The organism is Cellulosimicrobium sp. SL-1 (assembly GCF_011033075.1).
Lineage (GTDB): Bacteria > Actinomycetota > Actinomycetes > Actinomycetales > Cellulomonadaceae > Cellulosimicrobium > Cellulosimicrobium funkei.
This window is the reverse complement of the sequence record NZ_JAACJC010000008.1, coordinates 204,081-221,922: the sequence shown is the minus strand read 5'-3', so window position 1 is coordinate 221,922 and position 17,842 is coordinate 204,081. Positions and strand designations below refer to the sequence as shown.

Sequence of the window (17,842 nt, the reverse complement as noted above, 5' to 3'; positions counted from 1 at the left end):
AGCGCCGGAGAACCGGCCGCAGAACGGCGCGAGCGGGCGAAATTTACCGCCCCTTCCCGCGCGGGTCAGGACAGATCGCCGCGAAATACCACGGTCGACGTGCCCGGCGCGTACTCCACCGCGACGGTGACGTCGTCGCGGTCGGCCTCAGGGATGGAGAACAGGACGACGCCCGTCCCGCTCTCGCCCGGGGCGAGCTCGCCCTCGAAGGGCCGGCCGCCGGGCTGCACGAGGCGCCCGGCCGGCGCGCGGTCCTCGCCCGTGTAGGCGTTGACGACGGCGTAGGAGAGGTCGAGCGGGGCGTCGGTCCCGTTCGTGACCTCGACGGTGAGCCGGACGGCCGGACCTGACGTCTCGCCCGCGGCCACGGCCTCGCCCTCGACGTGCTCGACCTGCGCGAGCCGCACGGTGACGCCGTCGGGCGCCTGGACCGTCTGGTCGGGCGCGGCCGGCTCGAGCTCGGGGGCCACGGGCACGACGACCGGGTTCCCCCCGTCGCCCTCGCCCGTCCCGGCGGCCGCGTCGCCGCCCGCCGCTGCGGCCCCGTCCCCGCCGCTCGCGTCGTCCGACGGCGTCGCGTCGGCCGAGGCGGCGCCGCTCTCCTCCGGGGAGGCGACCGGCGCGGGCGTGACCGTCCCGCCCGGGGACTCGTCGCCGTCGGACCGCCACGGCTGCAGCACGACGAGGGTGACGGCGACCGCGAGCGCGACCGCCGCCCCGATCACCGCGACGGCACGGCGGGAGGGCCGCCGCGTCCGGGTGGCGCCCTCGGGGGCGCCGTCGTTCTCCGCGTTCATCGTCCGCCTCCGGTCGTGCTCCGTGCCGGCTCGCGCCGGTCCGCCGTCGCGGCGCCCTGCCGGGCCGCCCGTCGGCCGTCGCGCAGCCCGCGCCAGGCCGCCCGCAGCGGGACGACCGGCCGCAGGAACTGGCGCCGGCCGCCGCGCCGCAGGACCGCGCGGGCGTTGCCCGGCGCGCTGCGCCGCCAGCGCCGCACGGACACCTCGTCGAGGTGCTGCGCGGCGAACAGCATCCGGTTGCGGATGTTGTAGTAGTAGTACGTCTCCGACTTGGCCTCCGGCCGCTGCCGGCCGTCGCGGTGGGTCCCGCCCTCGTCGTGGACCGCGACGGCGTCCTCGACGACGGCGACCCGGCCGCCCGCGCGCTGCAGGCGGTAGGACAGGTCGACGTCCTCCCAGTAGAGGAAGTAGGCGTCGTCGAACCCGCCCGTGCGCTCCCAGACCTCCCGGGTGACGAGCAGGCACGCGCCGCTGAGCCACTCCACGCGCGCGGCGCCCGGGTGCTCGTCGCGGCGCGACGGCGCGCGGAACGTGCCGTCGTCGAGGTAGACGTCGAGGCCCCCGAACCAGCGGCGCCCGGCGGGCGTGAGGACGACCGGGGACACGAGGAGCAGGCGGTCGTCCTGGACGGCCGCCCGCAGGGTCCGGACGTCGGCCGCGGCGATCGTCGCGTCGGGGTTGAGCAGGAGCACCTCGGCGGCGCCCGCGCCGAACGCCGCGCGCATCCCCAGGTTGGCACCGCCGCCGAAACCCAGGTTCTCCGCCGGGGTCAGCAGGTCCCAGCCGCGCTCGTCCGCCAGGCGGGAGACCCGCTCGCGCTCCGGCGTCGTCGACCGGTTGTCGACGACGACCACGCGGGCCTCCCCGACCGCGCCGCGCGCGCCGAGGTTGCGCTCGAGGAGCGCGGCGGAGCCGTAGCTCACGACCACGATCGCGAGGTCGCCGGAGGCGTCCGAGACGTCGTCCACGGTCGTCACCTCCAGGTCCTGGCACGTCGGCCGTCGCGGCGATCCTAAGCCCGTCGTCGGGCCGTGACGCCGGAATTCACCCGGGCGAGATACAACCTCACCCGCTGTTCACCCGCGCCCGCCTGGATACGATTCTCGGCACGGTCGGGGGCGGGCAGACAATCCGTCGCCGCCGCTTCCCGGAAGCTCCCCCCGTCTCTTTCGCGAGGTGCCCATGTCCGAGTTCGGCGCGGCGATGACGCGACTGCACGACGCGCAGAAGTCCTCGAGCGGCGCGGCCGCGTACTCGCGCTTCGTCAACCGCCCGCTCGGCCGCCCGCTCGCCGCGGGCGCGTACGTGCTCGGCCTGACGCCCGACGCGGTGACGCTCGTCAGCGCGGTCACCACGCTCGCCGGGATCGCGACGATCGCGCTCGCCGAGCCGACGCTCGCGTCGTCGCTCGCGGCCGTCGTGCTCCTCGTCCTCGGGTACGCCCTCGACTCGGCGGACGGCCAGCTCGCGCGGCTCTCGCGGTCGGGCAGCGCGGCGGGCGAGTGGCTCGACCACTTCTTCGACGCCCTCAAGACGGTGGCCCTGCACCTCGCGGTGCTCGTCTGCTGGTTCCGGTACTACGACGTCGACGCCGCCTGGCTCGTCGTGCCCCTCGCGTTCTGCGTCGTGAGCAGCACGTTCTTCTTCGGGATCGTCGCGGTCGACCTGGTGCGCCGCGCCAAGGGCTCGCCGGGCGGGGCCGCGCACGGGACGGGGGGCCGGCTCCGCGAGCACCCGCTCTACACGCTCGCGGTGCTCCCGACCGACTACGGCTTCCTGTGCCTCTCGTTCGCGCTGCTGTGGCTCCCCTCCGCGTTCCTCGTCGTGTACACCGCGCTCGCCGTCGTGAACGCGCTCGTCCTGCCTCTCGCGGCCGTGCGGTGGTACCGGTCGCTCCAGGCCCTCGAACGCGGCGCGGCGACGACGGCAGGGGTCCGCTCGTGAGGCCGGTGCGGGTGATGCAGTCGTTCCGCGCGCCGCGGCCGACGACGAACCCGTACATCACCCAGCTCGACGCGGCCCTCGCGGCGGAGCCGTCCGTGGAGCACCTGCGCTTCGACTGGCGCACGGCGATCGTGGGCCGCTACGACGTCTTCCACTGGCACTGGCCCGAGGGCAAGCTCGAGGGCACCACGTGGTGGAAGGCCGCCGCGAAGCACGCGCTCGTCGCCGCGATCCTCGTGCGGCACCGCCTGAGCCGCGTGGTCGTCGTGCGGACGGTCCACAACGTCGAGCTGCCCGACGTCCCGCGCGTCTCACGCTGGCTCCTGGTCCGCGTCGACCGCTCGACGGACCACCGCATCGTCCTCAACGAGACGACCGAGCTGCCCCCGGAGCAGCCGCGCACCACGATCCTCCACGGCCACTACCGCGACTGGTTCGCCCGGTACGCCCGGGACGAGCGGGTCCCCGGACGGGCGGGCTACTTCGGAGGCGTGCGGCGCTACAAGAGCGTGAGCGACCTCGTGCGCGCCTACCGCGAGGCGCGCGCCCTGCGCGACGACCTGAGCCTGGAGATCGGCGGGCGCCCGTCGTCGGCCGAGCTCGAGACCTCGCTGCGCGCGGAGACCGCGGACCTGCCCGGCGTCGAGCTGACCCTGCGCTTCCTCCAGGACGACGAGCTCGTCGCCCTCGCCTCGCGCTCCCAGCTCGTGGTGCTGGCCTACCGGTTCATGCACAACTCCGGGAGCGTGCTCGCCGCCCTGTCGCTCGACCGCCCGGTCCTCGTGCCGCGCAACGCGGTGAACGAGGCCCTCGCGAAGGAGGTGGGCGACGAGTGGGTGCTCATGTTCGACGACCGGCTCACGGGCGAGCGCCTCGTCGGGGCGCTCGCCGAGGCGGCCGCGATCCCGGAGGGCGCGCGCCCGGACCTGTCGCGCCGCGAGTGGACGGACGCGGGGGCGGCGCACGCCCGCGCCTACCGCACCGCGCTCGCAGGCCGCCGGTCGCGCCGCCGCGCCGGGCGGGAGGGAGCCGCGTGATCGCCGAGGCCGCGTTCCGCGCCAAGACCGCCGTCGTGGGCCGGGACAGCACGGCCCAGCTCGACGCGTTCGTGCGGCACGATGCCCTCCCGGCGGCGGCGCTGGAGCAGCTCTCGCGCGAGCGCGCCCTGCGGCACGCCCGGTTCGCGTCCGAGCACAGCCCGTTCTACCGGGACCTCTACCGCGACGCCGGGATCACCGCGGCCGACCTCCGGGACGACGCGGTGCTCGACGCGCTCCCGCTGGTCGACAAGCCCGCCCTGCGCGAGCACTTCGACACGATCCGCACCGACGAGGCGACGGACCGCACGTCGGCGACGTCGCGCACGGGCGGCAGCACGGGCCTCCCCCTGCACGTGCTGCGCGACCTGCGCTTCCCGGCGCGCGCGCTCGAGTGGCGGCTGTTCCGGTGGTGGGGCGTCGAGCCGTGGGAGGACCGCGGGATCATCACCCGGCACATGCTGGAGGGCCTCGCGCGCGTCCGCCACGACCTGCAGTGGCTCCCGAGCCGCCGCGTGCAGCTCGACGCGTTCCGCATCACCGACGAGACGGTCACCGAGTTCGCGCGCCGCTGGAACCGGCTGCGGCCGCCCTTCCTGCTGGGCTACGGCGGGGGCGTGCTGGAGCTGGTCCGGCGCACGGGACGGCTCGGCATCGAGCTCGCGCCGCCGCGCGCGGTCGCGGTGACGGCCGCGCCGCTCGCCCCGGGCGTCCGCGCGGAGATCGCGACGGCGCTCCGGGCGCCCGTCTACGACCACTACCGCAGCGCCGAGGTGCCGTGGATCGCCGGCGAGTGCGCCGAGCAGTCCGGGATGCACGTGTTCTGGGACGTGCGCCGCGTCGAGGTCCTCGACGACGACGACCGTCCGGTCCCCGACGGGCAGGAGGGCAACGTCGTCGTCACCGACCTGACGAACCGCGTGTTCCCCGTGGTGCGATACCGCCTCGGCGACGTGAGCAGCATCCACCGGGAGACGTGCGCGTGCGGGCGCTCCCTGCCCCGGCTCGGCGCGGTCTCGGGGCGGGCCTCCGACGCCGTCCGCCTCCCGGACGGGACGACCATCGCCGGGGCGCTCGGCCACATCTTCGACCACGCACCGCTCTCGGTGCGGCAGTTCGAGATCGTGCAGGGCCGCGACTACGCCGTGACGCTGCGCTGCATCCCGGCGAGCGACGAGCGCGCCGACATCGAGCGGGCCCTCGCGACGCTGCGCCGCGCGACGCGCGGGCTCGTGCCGGTGACGCTCGAGCTCGTCGACCACATCCCGCAGGTGGGCGGGAAGATGAGGTTCATCCGCAGTGACGCCCCCTCCTGAGCTCCGGCTGGTCGTCGCGGTCCCGACGTTCCGGCGCCCCGCCACGCTCGCCGGGCTGCTCGCGCGGCTGCCCGAGCGGGTGGCCGAGGTGGAGGGTGCCCGGGTGGAGGTGCTCGTCCTGGACAACGACCCCGCCGGGTCGGCGCGGGAGGTCGTGCGGGACGCCCCGCTGCCCGTGCGCTACGTCGTCGAGCCGCGCCCGGGCATCGCCGCCGTGCGCGACCGCGCGCTCGACGAGACGGCCGACGCCGACCTGCTCGCGTTCCTCGACGACGACGAGCGCCCGCGCGAGCGGTGGCTCGCGGCCCTCGTCGACACGTGGCGCGACACGGGCCGGCCGGCGGCCGTCATGGGTCGGGTGATCTCCGTGTTCGCGCACGAGCCCGACCCGTGGCTCCTCGCGACGGGCGTGTTCCGCCGTCGTCCGCGCCCGACCGGGATCGAGATCCCGGTCGCGGCGAGCGGCAACCTCCTGCTGGACCTGCGGCAGGTGCGGTCGCTCGGGACCCGGTTCGACGTCACGCTGGGCCTCGCCGGGGGCGAGGACACGCTCTTCTCGCGCGCGCTCGTCGCCGCGGGCGGCCGGATCGTGTGGTGCAACGAGTCCGAGGCGGAGGACCTCGTCCCGGCCGAGCGCATGACCCGGGCGTGGGCCATGCGGCGCGCGTTCAACGGCGGCAACAGCGCCGTGCAGGTCGAGCTCCGCCTCGCCCGAGGCCCCGCGCGCCGGGTGCTCGTGCGCGCGCGCGCCCTCGTCGGGGGCGCGGGACGCACCGTCGCGGGCGCGGCCCGGCACGTCTGGGGCCGCTGGACGGGCGACCTGGAGAGCGACGCGCGCGGTCTGCGCACGAGCCACCGGGGCCGGGGCATGGTCGCCGGCGCGTTCGGGCACCTGCACCGGCAGTACGCCCGCGACGCCGCGACGCCTCAGGGGGCGAGCCCCGCCTCCTCGGCGACCGGCTCGAACGACGAGACCGCGGCGGGGATCTCCGCCTGAGCGACGAGCGCGCGCGTGAGCAGCACGTACCGCGCGACGTAGTCCTCCTGCCGCAGACCCCGCGCCCGGACGTCCGCGGCGCTCGTCGCCTCCCCCGGGCCGAGCGCGCGCCGCACCGCCTCGGCGAGCGCGGCGGCGTCGTGCGGGGCGACGAGCCGGGCCCGCGTCCCCGCGACGTAGTCCCGCACCCCGCCCGCGTCGGTCACGACGAGCGCGCGGCCCGCCGCCATCGCCTCGACGCACGCCGTCGCGCCGGACGCGTGCCGGTTCTCGCGCAGCGGCACGACGACGACCCGGCAGCCCGCGTAGAGCCGCGCGAGCTCGGCGCGGCCCGTCGCCGGCGCGACGTCGACCCGGCCCGGGACCGCGACCCGGGCCGCGGCCGCCGACCGCGACGCGACGCGCGCGGTCGCCCCGGGCAGCAGGTCGAGCGCGGCGCGCAGCACGGCCCAGTCCCGGTCCCGGTCGTTGCCCACGGCCAGCACCTCGGGCGCGGTCCCGAGGCCGTCGGTCCCGGCGGCACCCCCCTCCCGCGTGGCGGGCGCCGTCCCGAACGGGACGAGGACGACCCGCCGACCGGGCACCCGGTCGAGCGCCACGCGCCGGTTGACGTCGCTGTGCACCGCCTCGACCGCGTGCCCGCGCAGCACGGCCGCGAAGAGACGGCGGCGGGCGCGACCGAGGTCGTCCCACCGGTCCCAGAGCCACACGGACTGCGCGAGGACAGCGGGCCTGCGGCGTCGGGGCAGCGTCGCGCGCACGAGGCCGACCGCGAGGTGCTCGCGCTCGGTGTGCGTCCACACGACGTCGGCGCTCCCCAGGAGCGCGCGGTTGCGCCACGCGTGCACGACGTCGGTCCCGAGCCGTGCCGCGAGCGCGCGCCGCACGCGCGCCACGGACGGCCGCTCGCGGTGGGACACGCTCCACGCGAGGTCGACCGCGCCCGCGGCGAGGTCGTAGCCGTAGGGCGTGCGGTCCAGGGTCTCCCCCGCCGCGTACCGCGCCCGCCACGCCACCGGGTCCTGCTCGTGCGCGAGGTGCACGACGACGCGCGGCCGCGTCACGGGACGAGCCCGCGCAACCGCTCCACCACGCGGTCCCACTCGTACCGGGCGAGCAGCCGCTCGCGCAGCGCGGCGTCCGGGATCGTCCCCCAGGCGGCGTCCAGCGCGGCCGCGACGTCGCGCGACGGCGCGTCGAGCGGGACGAAGCGCGCGAGGCCGTCGGCGAGCTCGCGGAAGACGGGGGTGTCGGCCAGCACGAGCGGCGAGCCGAAGTGCGTCGCCTCCAGCACCGGCAGCCCGAAGCCCTCGTCGCGCGACAGGAACGCCGTGACGGCGGCGCGGGAGTAGAGCCACGCGAGCTCGGCGTCGTCGATCGCGCCGAGCAGCCGCACCGCACCGCTCGCGAGGAGCGCGTCCGTGCCCGGCGGGAGGTCCGGGGCGACGCCGGAGTGCTCGGCTCCCCCGACGACCAGGAGGGGCGCCTCGGGCCCCAGCCGCGCGGACAGCGGGACGGCGCGCAGCACGGCCTCGAGGTTCTTGCGGACGTTGAGGCGCCCGACGCACAGCGCGAACGGGAGCCCCGGGTCGACCCCCGCGGGCGGGCGCGGGACGGCGTCGGTCAGGGTGCGCGGCACGCCCAGCCCCACGGGCGTGACCGGGCGGCCGGAGCGGCCCTCGATGCGGTCCGCCTCCGTGCGCGACGACGTCGCGACCGCGTCCGCCGCACGCAGGAGCGGGATCATCGGCGCGAAGTACGCGCGCTCCGTCCGCGAGAACCACTCGGGGTGGTCGCGGAACATCACGTCGTGGACGAACGACACCGTCGGGACGCGCCCGACCGGCGTGTAGTTGTGGGCGACGACGACGTCGGCGTGGACCGTCCGCGCGAGCCGGCCGAGCTCGACCGCGTTCGACAGCGCGTGCGGGTACAGGCGCGTCCCGATCGTCCGCGCGCCGGGCGGCAGGTCCGACGGCGCGGCGCCCTCCCCGCCGCGGACGGCGAGCACGAGCTCGTCCTGCGGGAACCGCTCGTGCCAGTGGTGGATGAGCGCACGCTGGACCGACCGGTTCGAGAACGGCCCCCGGTCCCACCAGTAGGCGTCGAACAGGACTCGGCGGGGAGAGTCGTCGCGGGCGGGGTCGTCGGCGGCTGCGGCGGGGCGAGGCGCGTCCCGCCGGTCCCCGGCCGCGGTGCGACGGCGCGCGGTCCGCCAGGGCCCGGGCGTCCGCCGGGCCGCGAGGTCGTGTGCGAGCCGCTCGTACCCGTCGGCGACGTCGTCCCACGAGTAGTCCTCGGCGCGCTTGCGGTTCGCGCGTCCGCGCTCGAGCGTCCCGAGCTCGTCGCGCTCGGCGTCCTCGAGGATCCCGGCGAGGTCGTGCGGGCCGCGGAAGTAGAGGCCGGGGTCGCGCACGACCTCGCGGTTGAAGTCCACGTCGAACGCGACGACGGGTGCGCCGGCGCCGATCGCGCGCAGGAGCGACGGGTTGGTCCCCCCGACGGAGTGGCCGTGGACGTAGGTGAACGCGGACGCGTAGAGGTCGTCGAGCAGCTCCTGGTCCCACACCGCGCCGAGCAGCCGGACCCGCGCGTCCCCCTGCGCGAGCCGGTCGATCCGGTCGGTGTACTCCGCGGAGTACGGCGCGGAGCCGACGACCACGAGGGGCTTCGTCGCGGCGGACCGCGCGTAGCCCTCGACGATCTCCTGCACGTGGTTCTCGGGCTCGAACCGCGCGACCACGAGGTGGTAGCCCTCGGGCTCCAGCCCGAGCTCGGCGACGCGCGCGCCGCGGTCGTCGTCGAGCAGCGGGGCGCCGTACGCGATGAGCGACGACGGGACGCCGTACTCGCGCGCGTAGTAGTCCTGGATGCCCCGGGCGTCGGCGACGATCGCGTCGGAGCACCGGACGGCCGTCGTCTCGGCCGCGCGGTAGTAGCGGCGGCCCGTGGGACCCCACTTCGCGCGCCGCCACTCGAGCCCGTCGACGTGGGTCGCGACGGGGATGCGCGCCGCGCGCAGCAGCGGCAGGAAGGGGGCGTTGGCCGCGTTGAAGACGAAGGCCGCGTCGGTGCGGTGCGCGACGAGGTGGGCGACCGACACGGCCGTGTGGCTCAGCGTCTCGAGCGAGCGGCTGCGCAGCGCGCCCGCGGTGACGACCTCCATGCCGAGGTGCTCGCGGACGACGTCCTCGGTGTTCCCCGTGCGCGTGTAGACGCGCACGCGGTGCCCGCGCGCCGCGAGGCGCGAGCCGACCTCCTCGACCGCCGTCTCGAAGCCGCCGTACCGTGCCGGGACGCCGCGCGTGCCCACCATCGCGATGCTCAGCGTCGCCGCCACCGTCACTCCCGCCCTGCCGCCCTGTGCCTTCCTGCGAGGCTAGTGGTGCGCGGGGCCCGTGGGGCCGGGTTCCCGGCGCCTCACCCGGGTGATTTCCCCGGCGGGGACGGGGTGGAGAGGCCTCGGCGGGACGGGTCAGGCGCGGGCGTGGTACTTGCCCTGCGCCGCGAGCAGCCCCTCGGTGAGCACCATCTCGACCGCGTCGGCCGCGTCGTCGAGGAGGAAGGGCAGCTCCTTAGCCTCCGTGCCCTTGAAGTCCTTGAGCACGTAGTCGGCGGTGTCCATGCGGCCGGGCGGGCGCCCGACGCCGCCCCGGACGCGCACGTAGTCCTTCGTGCCGAGCGCCTTGGTGATGTCGCGCAGCCCGTTGTGGCCGCCCTCGCCGCCGCCGATCTTCAGCTTGACGGCGCCGAAGGGGATGTCCACCTCGTCGTGGACCACGACCACGTGCTCGGGGTCGATCCCGTAGTACTTCGCGAGCCCCGCCACGGGCCCGCCCGAGACGTTCATGTACGTCGTGGGCTTCGCGAGCACGACGCGCGGCCCGGGGCGCCCGCCGGGCAGCATGCCGAGGCGCGCCTCCGCGACGGCGGCCTGCGCGCGCGGGTGCCGCGCGAACCGGGCGCCGGCCCGGCCCGCGAGGACGTCCAGGACCATGTGGCCGAGGTTGTGGCGGTTGCCGGCGTAGCCGGGGCCCGGGTTCCCGAGCCCGACGACGAGCCACGGCTGGTCGCTCATGTGCACCGTTCCTTCGCTGACGTCCTGCACGGTCCCGGCTCCCGACGCGCACGAGGCGTCCGGCACCAGGGTGCCGGACGCCTCGACGAGAGCATGGCGCGGACGACGTCCGCGCGGGGGTCACTCGCCCGCGGTCGCCTCGGCGGCGGCCTCGGAGCCGGCGGCCTGCTCGGCGGCCTCGGCCTCGGCGGCCTCGATGTCCGCCGAGTTGTCCTGCGGCACGGAGATCGTCACGACGACGAGCTCGGGGTCCGTCGTGAGCGTCGCGCCGGAGGGGAGCTTCACCTCGCCCGCCGTGACGGTCGTGCCGGCCTCGAGGCCCTCGATGGAGACCTCGACGGACTCGGGCAGGTGCGTCGCCTCGGCCTCGATGGCGAGGGTCTGCAGGTCGACGAGGTGGATGGTGCCGGGGGCGGACTCGCCGGTGACGGCGACCGGGACCTCGACGGCGACCTTCTCGCCCTTCTTCACGATGAGCAGGTCGACGTGCTCGATGACGTTGCGGACCGGGTCGCGCTGGACGTCCTTGGCGATGGCGAGCTGGCCCTTGCCCTCGAGCTCGATGGAGAAGAGCGCGTTCGAGTGCTTGAGCGCCAGCATCGTCTGGTGGCCCGGCAGGGTGACGTGCACCGGAGCGCTGCCGTGGCCGTAGAGGACGGCGGGGATCTTGTCGGCGCGGCGGATGCGGCGCGCGGCGCCCTTGCCGAACTCGGTGCGGGCCTCGGCGGCGAGCTTGATCTCGGACACGTGGATCACTCCTGGAAGATGCGTTGCGGGCCGGCCGCCAGTGGGGGACGGTCGGCTGTCCGGACGGTGAGAGGGCCTCCCGGACGGGCGGTTGCGTCGGCGCGGGACGTGTGACGGGCGCGCAGGAGGACGACCGCCCAGTCGATAACGGAGATCCAACAGGTCTGGCTGACACGTGCGGTCCCGCGCCGCCGGTGTGCTCACCGGTCCAGCGCTGCCGGCCGTCAGACGTCCCTCGCCGAGGCAACCTGATAACTGTACCCGGGCGCGGCGCGAGTCGGAAACCCGCTCCCCGCCGCCGGACCCGGAGCCGCGGCCGCGAGGCCTGCGGCCGTCGTCGGGAAGGGCGTCAGGGCGTCGCGTCGGCCCGGGCGGTCTCGGGACGGGGCGCGGGCCGGCCGGCGAGGCGGCGCGCGAGGCTCCGGGGCAGCTCGTACAGCCAGTAGACCGGGGTCCGGGAGACGACGGCGTGCACGCCGACCGAGGCCAGGGTCGCGACGAGCGCCAGCACGGGCGGCGCGAGCGCGGCCACCGGGGCGGGCACGGCGTCGAGCGCGTCGCCGCCGACGAGCAGGATCGCGTGGATGACGAGCATGTGCGTGAGGTAGACGGGCAGCGTCCGCGTCCCGAGCGCGCGCAGCGGCCGCAGGCCGCTCGTCGCGACGCCGAGCACGATGCCCGCGGCCACCCCGAGCACGCACACGACCCACAGCAGGACGCCCGACGCCACGTGCGCCGCGAGCACGCAGCCCGCGACCCAGAGCGCGACGACCCCCGCGCCGGTCCACAGCGTCAGGCGCTCGGCCAGCCCCAGGACGCGGTCGCGCAGGAGGAGGCCGCCCAGGAAGAAGACGAAGTACTTCGGCGCGCTGTCCCAGGCGTTGTTCGGCAGCTCGAGCGCGAACGCGAACGCCGCGAGCGACACGGCCGCCGCGCCGACGAGCTGTACGCGCGGGGACAGCCCCGAGAGCAGCTTCGCGACGACGAAGAACACCGCGAGCGCCCAGAGGAACCAGCGGATCCCCGACGGCCACACCCACGCCGAGAGCGCGGCCGTGCCGACCTGCAGGGCGGGTCCGCCGTCGTCGGCCAGGCCGGGCGGGAGCTCGAGCCCGACGAGCGCCTCGTGCACCGGGTCGGGGTCGCCCGCGACGACGGCCCCGAGGAGGTAGCCGAGCGCCCGGACGAACGGCCACAGGAGCAGGAGCCAGGCGAAGAGCGCGACCTTCGAGGCGAGCAGCGCACGCCAGGGCCCGCGGACCCACTTCCCGGCGAACAGGCCCGCGACGGCGAAGAAGAGCGGCATGCGCATCGTGCCGAGCGCCGCGTTCACCCGGTCCCACCCGGCCAGGACCGTGCCCCAGGCGCCGGAGAGGTCGAGGTCGCCGAGCGCGCGCGTCGCGTGCAGCACGACGACGAGCAGGATCGCGAGGCCGCGCGCGGCGTCGGGCCAGCGCAGGCGCACTCGCTCGGCGGTCTGCTGCCGGGGCACGTCGTCACCTCCGGACGCTGCGGGCGGGACCGCGCGGGCGCTGCCACGACCGGACCGGGAGACCCCCGGCCGTCGGGACCGACGCGGACCGTGCGAACCTACCCTCGCGACGGCGACGGCCACGAGGGCCCCGCCGTCATTTCACCCGGGCGAGATCGTGCGCTCAGCCCGTCGCGGTGGTCGTCGCGACGGTCGTGGCCACGGTCGCGCCGACGAGGATCACCGCGGTCACCTCCTCGACGTACGCGCGCACGGCCTCGCTCGCCCAGCTCTCGCGCGCGATCTCGCGCGCCCGGGCGTCGACGTCGCGACGCCCCGCGGCGGTGCGTCCGGGCCCGCCGTCGGCGTCCGTGCCGCCGGCCGCGAGCACCCGGCCGGCCTGGCCCGTCGCGGCGAGCAGCGCGACGATCGCCGCCGCGCGCGCGTCCGGCACCTGCCCCTCGACGAGGACGCGTTGCAGGTCGGCCCGCACCGCGTCCTCGTGGCGGGAGTCCGCCGCGGGGAAGCGCGTCGTCGGGAAGATGCCGAGCACGCGGCCCTCCTCGCGCCGCAGGACGCCGCGCTCCGCGAGCGCCGCGACCGCGCGGGCGGCGGGCCGGAGCCTGGCGATCGGCGCCACGAGCGCCTTCGGCGTGGAGCCCTCGCGCGCCCGCACGACGTCGAGCGCCTCGTCGAGGAGCGCGTTGCCCGTCGGGGACGCGTCCCGGACGACGATGCGGCCCACCCGGCCGCCGTCGCCGTCGCCCGCGAGGTCGGCCCGGCCGAGGAGCGCGAGCTCGACGAGCAGGGCGCCCGCGGCGACCTGCTCGCGGTACGAGGCGTCGACGACGGCCTTCCCGGTCACGTCGTCGAGCGTGAGCAGCAGGTAGTCCTCGAGGATGAGCATGCGTCCACGCTAGGGCCGGGCGACGGGGCCGGGCACCTGCCGTTTGTCACCGGTGCCCGGTGCAGGTCTCACGCCGTCGGCGACGCCGGGCCCCGCTCCGCCGGGTCGGCGAGCTCCCACCGGACGGTGACGGTCGCGCGGACCTCCTGGCTGCCGGGCTCCACGACGAGCGCGTCGCTCGTCGCCTTCGCCGCGATGACGCGTGCCACCGGGGCGGGTGCGCCGTCGTCCTCGCGGACCTCGACGACCGGGCCGAGCGAGCGTCCGGCGAGGCGGGCGTACTGCTCGGCGCGGGCGCGGGCGTCGGCGAACGCGGCCTCGCGCGCCGCGGCCGCGAGCGGGCCGGGGTCCCCCACGGCGAGGCTGGTCGAGTCGAGCCGGCCCACCGGGCCGGCGGCGTCGAGCGCGGCGCGCACGACCTCGCCGCTCGCCCCCACGTCGCGCAGCGTCGCGCGCAGCGTGAGGCGGGCGGTCGTGCGGGGGCCGTCCTCGCGCTGCTCGGTCCACGTGGACGTCTGCGACGTGCGCAGGTCGGACGGCGCGACGCCGTGCGCGACGAGCGCGTCCCGCGCCGCGGCGAGCCCGGCGTTGGCGCGGTCGAGCGCGTCCTGGACGCCGGGCGCGCTCGCCTCGGCGCCGAGCTCGACGACGGCGACGTCCGGCGTGGCCGTCACCGCTCCCTGACCGGTGGTCGTCACCCCAGAGCCGTTCATGGCCGTCATGCTCGCACGGACCGCCCGGGGTCGCCCCCGTTTCACCCGGGTGAGCGCGGCACGGACGGCCCGCGGCCTGCCACTCTCGTGTCAGAGGGGCACGACGTCGTGCCCGTCCCGCACCCGGGAGGTCCGCGTGAGACGTCTCCTCGCGCTCGCCGCGCTGCTCGTCGCGCTCGCCCCCGCCCCGGGGGTGGCCGCCGCGGACGCCGCGGGCACCGACCCGGCCGCCACGACGCCGCGCGCGTGCGCCGACGCGCTCGCGCTGCTCGACGACTCCCGCCCCCGGGACGCGGTCGCGCTGGTCGACGCCTACCGCGCGACGGCCACGTCCCCCGCGGACCCGGCGGCGCGGGCCACGGCGTGCGCCGACGTGCAGGACGCGGCGGTCGCCGCGCGGGACACCGCCGCGACGCTCGCCGCCGAGGCGGAGGCCCTCGAGCCCGGCGGGGCGCGGCCGACGTCCGGGGAGGCCGAGTCCTGGGCCGCCGCGCAGGCCCGCGCGGAGCAGGCGCTCGCGCTCGACGCGCAGGACGCGCGGGCCGCCGCCGTGGTCCGCGCGGCGCAGGAGGAGGAGACGACGGTCCCGGACCGCGCGGCGTCCGCCTGGGACGGGTTCGTCGAGGCGGTCTCCCCCCTGGGTCCGCTCCTGCTCGCGATCCTCGTCGGCGTCCTCGTGCTCGCCGTCGTCGCGCGGCTCGTCGTCCCCGTCACGCTGCGCTGGCCCGTCCTGTCCGCGGGAGAGCGCGTGCGCGCGGGCGCCGCCGGGTGGGGCGCCCTCGTCGCCGGCGCGGCGCTCCTCGTGTGGGGTCCCGCCGCGGGCGCGAGCACATGGACGGGCTCCGGCGTCGCGGGCGCGACCCTCGCGGTGGTGGTCCTCGTGCTCGGGTTCGTCGCCGGTGTCGTGGCGGTGGCGCTCGCCCTCGGGCGGCTCGTCGCGCCGGGTGCCCGCCACGACCGCACGCGCTGGTGGGCGTGGGCGACCGCCGTGGCCGGCGTCGCCGCGGTCGCGGTCGTCGTGCTGTCGGCCCGCGCCCTCGGGAGCCCGGGCACTGTCGCGGCAGGGCCCGTCGCGGCGGGGTCCCTCGTGGCGGGGGCCGTCCTGGCGGCGCTCGGCGTGCTCCTCGTCGCCACGGTCCTCGCGACCCGGCTGCGGCTGACGATCGAGGTGACGTCGGGCCGCTCGGGCGACCGGACGACGTCGCACGAGGGGACGGGCGGGGCGCGCCTCGTCGCGCTCCTGGGCGAGCTGGGCGCCGAGCCGCCGCGCGGCCTGGAGGTGCCCCGCGGCACGGACATCAGCGCCCTCAGCGGGTCCGCGCTGTCCGAGCTGCCCCAGGGCGCGTTCGTCAAGGCGGTCGTCAGCCTGGCCCAGGGCGTCGTCGGTTCGGTCCCCTGGCGGGTCACGGTCGAGGAGCGGGACGCCGACCACCTGGCCGTCGTCGTCACCAGGAACGGACGGGCCGCGGGCTCCGCCGCGCTCGACCGGGCGGGGCTCCTGCGGTTCGACCCCGACGACCCGACGTCGGCCGCCGCCGCGGCGCAGGTCGACCTCTACCGCGCCGCGGCGGCCGTCGTGCTGCTGACGCTGGCACGCCACCACGCGGGCTTCGAGGGGCTGTGCGGGGCGACGTCGTGGCGCAGCCTCGCCCTCCAGTACGTCGCCCAGAGCGACCTCACCGACGCGCCGGACCGGGAGCGGGAGCTCCTCGCGCGCGCCGTCGACGTCGACCCGCGCAACGACCTGGCCCAGGTCGCCCTCGCGCACGCCGAGGGCCGGCACCACACCCTGCGCGAGGACCTCGACGCGTACGGCCGCTGGCTCGACCGGTTCGTCACGCGGAGCGAGGGCCGCAGCGGGTACCGCTCGCTGCGGCTGCGGGCCCAGTACTCGCGCGCCGCGACGACGGTCAACGCATGCTTCGCCCCGGGCCGCGACGGGGACGACCCGGCGGGCAGGCTCGACGCGACCGCCGTCGACGCGGTCCGCGCGCTGCTGGAGGCGCTCGCGGTGGAGCGTGCCGCGGGGCGGGAGGACGCGCTCGTCGTCCGGCTCCAGGACGCCGTCGACAGCCTCTACCTCCAGGCGGAGGTCGCGGCCCGGGCGCTGGAGCCCGTGGCACCGCAACGGGTGTCGACGGCACCGGGGACGGAGCCGGGCGAGCGGGCCGAGCCGAGCGAGACGGCCGAGACGCCCCGGGAGCGCCTGCGGCGCGCCTACCGGGCCGCCCTGGCCCGCGACCCCGAGGGCGCGGACGCGCCGTCCCCCACGACGCCGACCGGCGAGTACAACCTGGCGTGCACGTACGCCGTCCGCACGACGCCGCTCGGTGCCGCGGACGCGCTCCGCACGACCGACCACCTGCGGCGTGCGGTCGTGCTCGCCGACCTGCGCACGTGGCTCCACGACGACCCGATGCTGGCCGCGTACCGCGAGCGGCCGGAGTACGCCGCGGAGTTCGGCCAGGACCCGCTCGACCTGCTCGCCGTCGCGCCGTTCGCCCGGTACGCGCCGGCCCTGCGCGCGTGGGGCCTGACGACGGAGCAGCGGATCGTGGCGGTCTCCCCGCCCGACCTCGCGGCACTCCTCGGGACGACGCCCGAGGAGGCCGCGAGGGTGCGCGCCGCCGCGCACCTCGCGGCGGACCTCCCGGCGCTCCCGGGCCGCTGCGACGTGCTCGACGTGCTGCTCGCGCACGACGTGGGCGCCCTGCCCCAGGAGGGGCTTCCCGACGACGTCGCCCGCGCCGTGCGGTCGCGCGTCGTGCGCCTGCGGCTCACCCCGTCGGAGCGCGACCGGCTGCGCGCCGCGCTGGCCGGGTGGCTGGGCTGAGCCTCAGCTGTTGCCGTCGAACAGCGAGGTGACCGAGCCGTCGTCGAACACCTCGCGGATCGCGCGCGCGATGAGCGGCGCGATGGAGAGCACCGTCAGCTGCGGGAACTGCTTCTCGGCGGCGATGGGCAGGGTGTCCGTGATGACGACCTCGCTCGCCCCGCACTCGGACAGGCGCTGGGCCGCCGGGTCGGACAGCACGCCGTGCGTCGCGGCCACGATGACCGACCGCGCGCCCGCGGCGAGGATGACGCGCACGGCCTCGGCGATCGTGCCGCCGGTGTCGATGAGGTCGTCGACGAGCACGCAGTCGCGGCCCTCGACGTCGCCGACGACGCGGTTCGCGACCGCCTGGTTCGGGCGCGTGACGTCGCGCGTCTTGTGGACGAACGCGAGCGGCCCGCCGCCGAGCTTCGCGGCCCACTGCTCGGCGACGCGGATGCGGCCCGCGTCGGGCGAGACGACCGTGACGTTCGACGTGTCGACGCGCGAGCGCACGTAGTCGGTGAGGATCGGCATCGCCCACAGGTGGTCGACCGGCCCGTCGAAGAAGCCCTGCGTCTGCGCGGCGTGCAGGTCGACGCTCATGAGACGGTCGGCGCCCGCGGCGGTGAACAGGTCGGACATGAGGCGCGCCGAGATCGGCTCGCGACCACGGTGCTTCTTGTCCTGGCGGGCGTACCCGTAGAACGGCTGCACGACCGTGATCGTGCGGGCCGAGGCGCGCTTCGCGGCGTCGACCATGAGCAGCTGCTCCATGATCCACTGGTTGATCGGCGCGGTGTGGCTCTGGAGGATGAAGACGTCCGAGCCGCGCACCGACTCGCCGAACCGGACGTAGATCTCGCCGTTCGCGAAGTCGTACGCGGTCGTGGGCAGCAGGTCGATGCCCAGCTCCCGCGCGACGTCGTTGGCCAGCTCGGGGTGCGCGCGCCCCGAGGCGAGGACGAGGGACTTCTCCCCGTTGCCGGCGATCGTGCTGCTCATACCAGTGGGTTCCTT

15 protein-coding genes are annotated in these 17,842 nt (G+C 76.7%); 5 read left to right on the top strand and 10 right to left on the bottom strand.

The features are described from left to right. Positions 1-65: 65 nt before the first annotated feature. Entirely contained in the window at positions 66-797 is a 732-nt protein-coding gene (locus GWJ10_RS14215; RefSeq protein WP_163188162.1) for a hypothetical protein, read from the bottom strand. Next, positions 794-1,774 carry a glycosyltransferase family 2 protein gene (locus GWJ10_RS14210; RefSeq protein ID WP_241005820.1) on the bottom strand — a complete coding sequence of 327 codons (981 nt, stop codon included), beginning with the start codon at positions 1,772-1,774 and terminating at the stop codon, positions 794-796. Before GWJ10_RS14210 ends, GWJ10_RS14215 begins: the two co-directional genes overlap by 4 nt. A 205-nt stretch (positions 1,775-1,979) precedes the next feature. Between GWJ10_RS14210 and GWJ10_RS14205 the strand changes: the two genes are divergently transcribed. From GWJ10_RS14205 to GWJ10_RS14190, 4 genes are read left to right on the top strand one after another with little or no spacing between them, the layout of a single operon-like run. After that, the gene (locus GWJ10_RS14205) at positions 1,980-2,741 is read left to right on the top strand and encodes a CDP-alcohol phosphatidyltransferase family protein (RefSeq protein WP_163188160.1); all 762 of its coding nucleotides are present in this window, start codon (positions 1,980-1,982) and stop codon (positions 2,739-2,741) included. 14 nt (positions 2,742-2,755) lie between these two features. Further along, positions 2,756-3,778: a glycosyl transferase gene (locus GWJ10_RS14200; protein ID WP_163188158.1), complete on the top strand. Its 1,023-nt coding sequence runs from the start codon at positions 2,756-2,758 to the stop codon at positions 3,776-3,778. Next, positions 3,775-5,094, top strand: a complete 1,320-nt coding sequence (locus GWJ10_RS14195) for a phenylacetate--CoA ligase family protein (RefSeq protein WP_163188156.1) — start codon at positions 3,775-3,777, stop codon at positions 5,092-5,094. Before GWJ10_RS14200 ends, GWJ10_RS14195 begins: the two co-directional genes overlap by 4 nt. Beyond that, complete coding sequence (locus tag GWJ10_RS14190) at positions 5,078-6,091, top strand: glycosyltransferase (RefSeq protein ID WP_163188154.1); 1,014 nt, start codon at positions 5,078-5,080, stop codon at positions 6,089-6,091. The genes GWJ10_RS14195 and GWJ10_RS14190 overlap by 17 nt, the downstream gene beginning before the upstream one ends. Here GWJ10_RS14190 and GWJ10_RS14185 read toward each other — a convergent pair. The 7 genes from GWJ10_RS14185 to GWJ10_RS14155 all read right to left on the bottom strand — a co-directional run bounded on the left by GWJ10_RS14185 (position 6,022) and on the right by GWJ10_RS14155 (position 14,007). After that, the gene (locus tag GWJ10_RS14185; RefSeq protein ID WP_163188152.1) at positions 6,022-7,155 is read right to left on the bottom strand and encodes a glycosyltransferase; all 1,134 of its coding nucleotides are present in this window, start codon (positions 7,153-7,155) and stop codon (positions 6,022-6,024) included. The genes GWJ10_RS14190 and GWJ10_RS14185 overlap by 70 nt on opposite strands. Then, positions 7,152-9,431 carry a glycosyltransferase gene (locus GWJ10_RS20085; RefSeq protein ID WP_163188150.1) on the bottom strand — a complete coding sequence of 760 codons (2,280 nt, stop codon included), beginning with the start codon at positions 9,429-9,431 and terminating at the stop codon, positions 7,152-7,154. The genes GWJ10_RS14185 and GWJ10_RS20085 overlap by 4 nt, the downstream gene beginning before the upstream one ends. 135 nt (positions 9,432-9,566) lie before the next feature. Next, complete coding sequence (pth, locus tag GWJ10_RS14175) at positions 9,567-10,169, bottom strand: aminoacyl-tRNA hydrolase (RefSeq protein ID WP_061268692.1); 603 nt, start codon at positions 10,167-10,169, stop codon at positions 9,567-9,569. A 120-nt stretch (positions 10,170-10,289) separates the two neighbouring features. After that, entirely contained in the window at positions 10,290-10,916 is a 627-nt protein-coding gene (locus GWJ10_RS14170) for a 50S ribosomal protein L25/general stress protein Ctc (protein ID WP_061268693.1), read from the bottom strand. Between the two features lie 349 nt (positions 10,917-11,265). Further along, complete coding sequence (locus GWJ10_RS14165; protein WP_163188148.1) at positions 11,266-12,408, bottom strand: acyltransferase; 1,143 nt, start codon at positions 12,406-12,408, stop codon at positions 11,266-11,268. Between the two features lie 163 nt (positions 12,409-12,571). Beyond that, positions 12,572-13,294, bottom strand: a complete 723-nt coding sequence (locus GWJ10_RS14160) for a GPP34 family phosphoprotein (protein ID WP_163188146.1) — start codon at positions 13,292-13,294, stop codon at positions 12,572-12,574. 68 nt (positions 13,295-13,362) lie between these two features. Then, complete coding sequence (locus GWJ10_RS14155; RefSeq protein WP_241005819.1) at positions 13,363-14,007, bottom strand: SIMPL domain-containing protein; 645 nt, start codon at positions 14,005-14,007, stop codon at positions 13,363-13,365. 136 nt (positions 14,008-14,143) lie between these two features. Between GWJ10_RS14155 and GWJ10_RS14150 the strand changes: the two genes are divergently transcribed. Then, positions 14,144-16,840 (top strand): hypothetical protein, encoded by a 2,697-nt coding sequence (locus GWJ10_RS14150; protein WP_163188142.1) that lies wholly within the window; start codon positions 14,144-14,146, stop codon positions 16,838-16,840. Between the two features lie 3 nt (positions 16,841-16,843). Here the strand turns inward: GWJ10_RS14150 and GWJ10_RS14145 are convergent, their stop codons facing one another. Continuing rightward, positions 16,844-17,827: a ribose-phosphate diphosphokinase gene (locus GWJ10_RS14145; RefSeq protein WP_024841193.1), complete on the bottom strand. Its 984-nt coding sequence runs from the start codon at positions 17,825-17,827 to the stop codon at positions 16,844-16,846. Positions 17,828-17,842 lie beyond the last annotated feature (15 nt).